At 44.4% G+C, this 7644-nt stretch carries 8 protein-coding genes; 2 read left to right on the forward strand and 6 right to left on the reverse strand.

Annotation, left to right across the window (positions count from 1 at the left end):
- Nucleotides 1-127: 127 nt before the first annotated feature.
- Nucleotides 128-1330 (forward strand): bifunctional glutamate N-acetyltransferase/amino-acid acetyltransferase ArgJ, encoded by a 1203-nt coding sequence (argJ, locus tag H8792_RS09555; protein WP_185978726.1) that lies wholly within the window; start codon nucleotides 128-130, stop codon nucleotides 1328-1330.
- A gap of 136 nt (nucleotides 1331-1466) precedes the next feature.
- Here argJ and hisC read toward each other — a convergent pair whose 3' ends face one another.
- Nucleotides 1467-2525, reverse strand: a complete 1059-nt coding sequence (gene hisC / locus H8792_RS09560; protein WP_185978727.1) for a histidinol-phosphate transaminase — start codon at nucleotides 2523-2525, stop codon at nucleotides 1467-1469.
- Nucleotides 2526-2641: 116 nt separating this feature from the next.
- Here hisC and H8792_RS09565 point away from each other — a divergent pair, with 116 nt between their 5' ends.
- Nucleotides 2642-3586 carry a Nudix family hydrolase gene (locus H8792_RS09565; protein ID WP_185978728.1) on the forward strand — a complete coding sequence of 315 codons (945 nt, stop codon included), beginning with the start codon at nucleotides 2642-2644 and terminating at the stop codon, nucleotides 3584-3586.
- Nucleotides 3587-3655: 69 nt separating this feature from the next.
- On the opposite strand, the gene H8792_RS09570 is transcribed toward H8792_RS09565, so the two are convergent.
- The 5 genes from H8792_RS09570 to H8792_RS09590 all read right to left on the reverse strand — a co-directional run bounded on the left by H8792_RS09570 (nucleotide 3656) and on the right by H8792_RS09590 (nucleotide 7352).
- Entirely contained in the window at nucleotides 3656-4141 is a 486-nt protein-coding gene (locus tag H8792_RS09570) for a GNAT family N-acetyltransferase (protein ID WP_185978729.1), read from the reverse strand.
- A 96-nt stretch (nucleotides 4142-4237) separates the two neighbouring features.
- Entirely contained in the window at nucleotides 4238-5197 is a 960-nt protein-coding gene (locus H8792_RS09575) for a ComEC/Rec2 family competence protein (RefSeq protein ID WP_185978730.1), read from the reverse strand.
- Nucleotides 5181-5705 (reverse strand): hypothetical protein, encoded by a 525-nt coding sequence (locus H8792_RS09580; RefSeq protein WP_185978731.1) that lies wholly within the window; start codon nucleotides 5703-5705, stop codon nucleotides 5181-5183. The genes H8792_RS09575 and H8792_RS09580 overlap by 17 nt, the downstream gene beginning before the upstream one ends.
- 129 nt (nucleotides 5706-5834) lie before the next feature.
- The gene (locus tag H8792_RS09585; RefSeq protein ID WP_185978732.1) at nucleotides 5835-6437 is read right to left on the reverse strand and encodes a DUF4145 domain-containing protein; all 603 of its coding nucleotides are present in this window, start codon (nucleotides 6435-6437) and stop codon (nucleotides 5835-5837) included.
- A 90-nt stretch (nucleotides 6438-6527) separates the two neighbouring features.
- On the reverse strand, nucleotides 6528-7352 hold the full coding sequence (locus H8792_RS09590; RefSeq protein WP_185978733.1) for a TIR domain-containing protein: 825 nt from the start codon (nucleotides 7350-7352) through the stop codon (nucleotides 6528-6530).
- Nucleotides 7353-7644: the final 292 nt, after the last annotated feature.

The raw sequence follows: 7644 nt of genomic DNA on the forward strand, positions 1-7644 counted from the left end.
CTGAAATTCAGTCTCAAAGCCAAAAAACCCACTGTGATTTTTTCCGGTGGGTTTTTTCGTTCAAGGTGTTGGATTAAACTAGAACAACAAAACACCATAGTAAATTTTATGTGAGGAATACATAAGCATGGAAATGCAGATTCATCCGGTTGCCGGCGTTTATTTGGGTGCGACGGCAGCGAAAATTAAAAAGAATGGTAAACCGGACCTGGTGGTGATCGAATTGATCGAAGGCACCCTGACGGCGGCGACCTTTACCACCAACGCCTTTTGTGCAGCACCGGTGACTCTGGCTAAGCGCCATCTTGCCGAGGTTTCGCCGCGCGCATTGCTGATTAATGCCGGGAACGCCAATGCAGGAACCGGTGAGCAGGGGATGAAAGACGCTCTATCTAGCTGCGCTTTTGTCGCGGCTGAACTAGGTTGCGATATGACTCGTGTGCTGCCGTTTTCAACCGGGGTGATCGGTGAAAATCTACCGATGGAAAAGTTTGAAAACGGTATTCCTCAGGCAATGGCCGGTTTACAGATCGACGGTTGGGATGCAGCCTCCAAAGCGATTATGACCACTGACCTGGTGCAGAAACTGGTCAGTCGTGAAGTCGATATCGACGGTCATCGCATTGTGATTACCGGCATGTCGAAAGGTTCCGGGATGATTCATCCGAATATGGCGACCATGCTCGGTTTTGTTGCCACCGATGCCAAGATCGATCAGGCTTGTCTGCAGGCTGCTTTGAGCGCTGCGGTGGAAAGCAGTTTCAACCGCATTACCGTTGATGGCGATACTTCGACCAACGATGCCTGTACCCTGAGCGCGACTCAACAGGCCGATATGCCGGAAATCCACGATCTGGAATCGGTTGCCTACCAGCAATTTGCAAAAGCTGTGAAAGAGATCATGACCGATTTGGCGCAAATGATTGTGCGCGACGGTGAAGGCGCAACCAAGTTTGTTGCGGTGATTGTAGAAGAAGCCGACAGTAAAGAAGAAGCCTTGAAGGTCGCGCATGCGGTTGCCTTGTCTCCGCTGGTCAAAACCGCGTTGTTCGCTTCCGATCCGAACTGGGGACGAATTCTGGCAGCCGTCGGGCGTGCCGGTGTCGAAAATCTGGACATTGAAGCTCTGAAAATCTATCTGGGTGATGTGTGTATTGTCGAAAACGGCGGCCGTGCCGCGAGCTATACCGAAGAACAGGGTCAGGCGGTGATGAATGAAACTGACATCGATATCCGTATCGTACTGAAACGTGGAACGGTTAACGAAACGGTTTGGACCACCGACTTCTCATACGACTATGTAAAGATTAATGCAGAGTATCGCTCGTGATGTATCGATCTTAATGCATCGCTCGGATGTCATCGTTCTTAATCTTTCGATTTAAGAATAAGAAGTCGATCAAATAAAAAAGGGAGCCTGGTTTAAAACCTTGCTCCCTTTTTTATTTCCGGATGCTGTGGATAGGTTAACCAATAATCTCTTTAAACGCCTGAATCAGTGCTGCGTTTTCAGCATCGGTACCAATGGTAATTCGCAGGTACTGGTCGATACGCTCTTTATTGAAGTAGCGCACAATAATCTTACGCTCACGTAGCGCCAAAGCCAGTTCTGCTGCATCCTGTTGCGGATGCGTCGCAAAGATAAAATTCGCTGCCGACGGAATGACTTTAAAGCCCATCTCAGTCATCGCAGATACCAGCGTTTCGCGGGTACTGATAATCTTCTGACATGCATTTTGGAAGTACTCTTCATCGCCAAAAGAAGCCGCTGCACCATACAGCGCCAAACGGTCAATCGGATAAGAGTTAAAGCTGTTTTTAACACGTTCCAGCGCTTCAATCAGATGCGCCTGACCAATAGCAAAACCAACACGAATCCCTGCCAGTGAACGCGATTTGGATAGCGTCTGGATAACTAATAGGTTGCCGTAGTCATTGACCAAGGCAATTGCACTTTCGCCACCAAAATCGATATAGGCTTCGTCCACTACGACCACGCGGTTAGGGTGCATTTCCAACAGTTGTTTAATGACATCCAATCCCAGCAGTCGGCCAGTCGGCGCATTCGGGTTCGGGAAGATAATTCCGCCACAATCACGTTGATAATCTTCGGCGACGATTTCAAAATCATCATTCAACGGAATCAATTCATAATCAATATCGTACAGACCACAGTACACCGGATAAAAGCTGTAAGTGATATCCGGATACAGCAGTGGCGCATCCTGTTTCAGTAAAGCTTGGAAAGCGTGTGCCAGCACTTCGTCGGAACCGTTACCGACAAACACCTGATTAGTCTGTAAACCGTGATAATCGGCAATCGCCTGCTTCAACAGATCCGAATTCGGGTCAGGGTACAGGCGCAGTTTGTCGTTATTCTGCTCGGCAATCGCCGCAGTTACCTTTGGCGATGGAGGATAAGGGTTCTCATTGGTATTGAGCTTAATTAGGTTATCCACCTTTGGCTGTTCACCCGGAACATAAGGGGTAAGGCTGTGAACCAGTTGACTCCAGAATTGACTCATAAAACGGCTTTCCTGCGCTGACTAAAGATTAAGTTACTTTGGATTAGCCGTGTATTTTAACGGAAAATAATGCCGTACAATAACAATCAATTTGAATTCAGCAAGGGAAGTGTCACATGGATGTTTTGGATATAGCGGTCGGTGTTTTACGCTGTGAAGAAGAAATCTGTTTAAGCCTGCGCCAGAAGCACCAGAGCCATGCCGATCATTGGGAATTCCCCGGCGGAAAGATTGAAGCGGGCGAATCGATTGATGAAGCCTTGAAACGCGAATTTATCGAAGAACTTGGTGTGCAGACCGATAACTGGCAACCATTGATTGAAATTCCTTGGGTATATGACAAGAAAGGAGAAGAAGTCAGCGTTCGTCTGCATGTTTACCAGACTTACGATTTTGACGGCACGCCGCACGGCAAGGAAGGACAGCTGGTTCGCTGGTTTAACCAAAACGAATTGCGTGAACTGACTTTTCCGCAAGCCAATCAAGGTATTTTGACTGCGCTGGAACTTGGCGATCGCTATGCGATCAGCGGCCGGTTTGCCGATAGCGAAGATTTCTCAGCCAGGTTGGACAAGGTGTTGAGTGATGGTATTAAACTGATTCAATTGCGTGCCAAAGGTCTGGATGAAGCGGAAGTATTAAAACTGGCGCAGGATAATATCGATGCGATCCATAAGGCGGGTGCAAAATTGATGCTGAATGGCACACCGGAATGGTTGGCACAAACCCGAGCTGATGGTATTCAACTCGCCTCCAACCAACTGTTTGAATACGATTCTCGTCCAATTGGAAAAGACAAACTGCTCGGTGCTTCGACCCATAATGCCGAAGAACTTACTCAAGCACTGAAAATAGACGCCGACTTTATCCTGCTCTCGCCGGTACTGCCAACTGCCACTCATCCCGATATGGACGCACTCGGTTGGGAGGCTTTTGCCGAAATGGTCAAAGAAATTCCAGTTCCCGTCTTTGCACTAGGCGGCATGAAAACAGAATTGCTAAACCAAGCTAAATTAAATGGCGCGCAAGGCATTGCCGCGATTTCGGAGTTTTGGAAGTGAGAAGAAATAGGGTAAGGGTAAAGTTATTTATTCTGGACCTGGTTATTTTGGGGCCGTTGGGACTACTTGTTAGGCAGACTCATTTTGTTTTTTCAGATTTTTACTCATTTTAATGCACTCGAGTTTGATACCGTTTGGTAATTCGTGAAAGGTCTTGTCTGTGCCGATATATCCATGATGCTGATAGAAACCTAAAGCATTCATTGTCGAGCACAAGGCCAGTTGAGTAACGTTATTTTTTAGGGCTATAGATTCCAGTTCGAGCAACAGCTTTCGGCCATAACCCTTTCCTTTCGCTTTCGGATGGATATAAATTGCCCCTATTTCTCCCTCTGCAAGGTCGAGAATTCCGATCCCAAGAATTTCTTCATTTTCTTCGGCCAAAATCATGACTTTATTTTCTATTGCATCTTCATAGATGGCAGGTGACAAGATTTCCACCCAGCCTGCAATAGATTGAGAATTGTAGAAATTGGAACAAATCGTCTCAATGGATGCTTTATGAGTTGCGGCGATTTTTTCTGTGTCAGAGGTTTCGGCAGGGCGGATTACCATATTGGTTTCCCTTTACTTTCTGTCTAACGCCAGCCGTAACCGGGGCATTTGTAGTGAGCGCAGCGAGCGAAAAATGCGTCCGAGTTGACGGCCTTGTTAGCGTCTTGGCCCACGGTTGCCTCTGTTCAATTTTGCTCTGATAGTATCAATATTGTTTTTTAGAAAGCTCGACTTACGGGCGTAAAAATCACACTGACTCGAGACCTCAGAACTACCCGCCTTAAGATTAACGAGCCGATAGTGACCAGTATGATTTCCGGTGGAAAAGATTACGATATCTCCAGTTTTCGTCGTGAATAGCTTTACCTTGTGTTTATGTAATAGATCCCGTATTTCTTGTTTTGGGTGTTTAAATTGATTCGCGTAATCTGCACTCGCAATTGCGACAGTGGGGCGAACGGTCTTGATAAATGCAGATGTAGTGAATCCATTGCTGGCACCGTGGTGCGCAAGAATCATTACATCCGTTTCCTCATTAATTGTTCGTTGTCTACGAAGACCCGATGCAATATTATTACACTCAACATCACCTAGACTCAGTACATTAAATGAACCTGACCTGAAATGTTTTACCGTTGAATTATTGTTTGAGCTTTCTTTATCAATGGACCTCGGGTGATGCAGGGTGTCTCTATAACCATAATTTTCGGCTTCGTTTAAACTTGATATATATTCTGGCGTTACGCTGACAATCTTTCTGCTTTTCTTGGCTTCTTTTCCTTTCTTTTCGTATGCACGAATTATTTTTAAACTTTCTTTTCCGGAATCTGTGTGTGGCTCATATCCCGGATATTCAATTTTATTTGGACTGAACTCTTCAAGTAGTTCTTCGAGCTGCGAAGGTGAGCAATGATCCATGTCCCATGAAGTAATGTGGATGTTGCTTATCCCTTTCACCTTACACAGCGAAAGCTCTTGCTCGATACTTTCTTTATTTACATCGTTGTATCGCGCCTCAATAAGGGTGAAGGTATCGCCATTGAAATACGAGAATGACGACCCGGCATTACCTAGTTGATACGCCCTGAAACGAGTTTGTTTACTTTTTATCGCCACTTGGTTCCGTCCTTTCTTTTTCCTTTAATGCTGCAGACACTCTTTTTGAAATGTACTCAGTCTGTTTTTTGTAAGATAAGCCAAACAACAACACAAGCCCAGGCAGTATCAAATATTTTACGAACTCTAGAAAGTTTGGATTGTTGTTGGCCATATGCGCGCCAATAGCTACGATGCACAAAATGAAGATTGCCGACATCAAGGTTCTGTACGTGTTATTAGACTCTGAAAGCAATTCAATTTTAGGGTCTTCTTTCGCAGCCCTAACGAAATCATGATATTCAGTAAATTTTACGAAACCGGTTTTCTTCAAGACAGGTTCAATTGCGACCGACCCAAACCGGCTTATCACCAAACCAATGAAGTAGTACAGAAATAAACCGTTAACAATCGAGTCCTGTAGCAAGGGAATTGATAAGTACCTATCAGCGACAACGCAAAACACTACGCCGGGAAACAGATAATTAAAAATATTGTAGGAAGATAATTTTTCAAGAATTTTCTCCATTTTTTTCTCCATTGCCCGGATACAGCACTTGTGACGCTAACGCCCACATAAGCGGCCGAGCGATAGCGAGGTCGGTCCGGCGACCGTAGGGAGCAAACTTAGTGTGATTGTTAAGCATTGATATTGCGCCTAAGAATTTTGGCGAGCCTTAAAATCCTTGAACTTTTCACTAAGAACAAATATGTATTCGCAGATAGCAATTGTGAAATCCATTAAATCCCTAGCATCTTCTTCAGTAATTGTTCTTTCATCTGCATGAGCAGCTATGTTTCTATGAAGATGAAGAGCTTCACTCCACTCAAATAATTTTTCATCAATTACTCCCTGTTCTTTAAGCTCCTTTATTCCAGCACCTAGGTATCTGCTACTAGTAGCATAATGTCTACAGATACCTTCTAGTGCTCGACCAGTCATAACTGTACAAGCTGTAAATGCTTTTGCTCGAAGACACCTTTCGGCTTCTTCAATTGATTTTTTTGTTACCGCTGGAACATGTAATGGAAGTTCTAGTTCAGGTAGTGGCCAGTTGCGTTTGGCGGAAGACCAATGATCTTCATTTTCTGGTTCATAGCCAACAAGATACTGTTCAACCAACTGGATTTCATTACATGCCGTGCATTTAAGCAGTGAATAACGCATAGGTGCAAAATCATAATCTACGTTAAATTTTTCATGTGATGAAAGTTTCTCTGTTTGAACCAGCGCTTCACATGCAGGGCAATAAACGACCATGCTTTTCCTTTTATGCTTAACGCCGCAAATCACCGGAGACAAAAAGCAGAGCGCAGCGGCGCTTTTTGGTGTCCGAGTGAATTTGCCTTGTTAGCTTTCATCTCCAGAATCCACTTCTTCCGGCATAACTCTATGTCGCATTTCATTCCGCATCATTCGGTATCTTTCGTAAACTTCAGGGTAATCAGAGCGTCGCATCAAGTATTCGAGTGGCTTTTGCATTCTGCGTAGGGCCATATACGCTCGCTTTGATCCTTCTCTCTCGACAACATGCTGTAATTCCATTGCGCTTTCTGCCAAATCCATCAAAACATCAGGTGGCATTTCTAAGCGACTTGATCTTCTTCGAGCGCCGAGCCTTGAGAGCTCTAATATTTCTTCAAGAATGTCCCTTTCGCTCCGATGCTCGGTTTCTTCCGAGTCTTGGTGATTTCTCAGAATTTCGCTAATTTGGTTTTCAAGCTTTTCCCACCACATTTCGAAAACCTGTTCGAGAACATTGTCCTCTAACTTATTATCTCCCCCGGTATTATTGATGGTTTTAACAAGTTTCTTGAAATCAGACTTTTCGAATCGTGTTGTCTGAAAAGTAGTAAGCGGTCCTTTCAAATCTGTTGAGTCAATACCAAAAAGCAACGTGCATACTCGAGAATTTTCTAGGTTTTTAGATAATGCCCCAGATTCGAAGAGTATCCATGGTTTTGTGAGGTTTTCTTTGGTTAGGCAGATAATTCCAATATCTGAACTCTCTAATTCTCCAGCGATACCTGATGCCCACTTCGTTCCTTTTTCTATGTCAGATGGTGTGAAATATGGCTTAACAAACTGAAGTACGCCCGGCAGCCACTGCCGAACAGCATCTGCGAGTTTATTGCTTAAATCTCCTGACCAACTGATGAAAACCTTTGTTGCCACGAATTTCTCCTTTGAAAGCTAACGACCAAGCTAAGCGAGCTGCGCTTTAGCGCAGTCCGCTTGAGCGATTTGTTAAAGCGAGATAAGTCAGAAGAAAACGAGACTTTTCGTTCTTTGACAATCCGCCAGTTTTAATTTTAAAAGCCATCTATTTTAACCAGGCCTGGTGGTTTTTAAGCTAAAAATTGAACCGCAAAATAATTTTGCGGAAAGTTCTAAAAACACGAAACCTATTTAAAAAAATAACTTCGCTTTAACTATTATTAGACATCCTAAATGCTAGATATTGCGT

This window comes from Thiomicrorhabdus heinhorstiae (assembly GCF_013391765.2).
GTDB lineage: Bacteria > Pseudomonadota > Gammaproteobacteria > Thiomicrospirales > Thiomicrospiraceae > Thiomicrorhabdus > Thiomicrorhabdus heinhorstiae.

Coding starts and splice junctions, on each gene's coding strand:
- argJ (WP_185978726.1), top strand. CDS start 128: ATGGAAATGCAGATTCATCCGGTTGCCGGCGTTTATTTGGGTGCGACG.
- hisC (WP_185978727.1), bottom strand. CDS start 2,525: ATGAGTCAATTCTGGAGTCAACTGGTTCACAGCCTTACCCCTTATGTT.
- H8792_RS09565 (WP_185978728.1), top strand. CDS start 2,642: ATGGATGTTTTGGATATAGCGGTCGGTGTTTTACGCTGTGAAGAAGAA.
- H8792_RS09570 (WP_185978729.1), bottom strand. CDS start 4,141: ATGGTAATCCGCCCTGCCGAAACCTCTGACACAGAAAAAATCGCCGCA.
- H8792_RS09580 (WP_185978731.1), bottom strand. CDS start 5,705: ATGGAGAAAATTCTTGAAAAATTATCTTCCTACAATATTTTTAATTAT.
- H8792_RS09585 (WP_185978732.1), bottom strand. CDS start 6,437: ATGGTCGTTTATTGCCCTGCATGTGAAGCGCTGGTTCAAACAGAGAAA.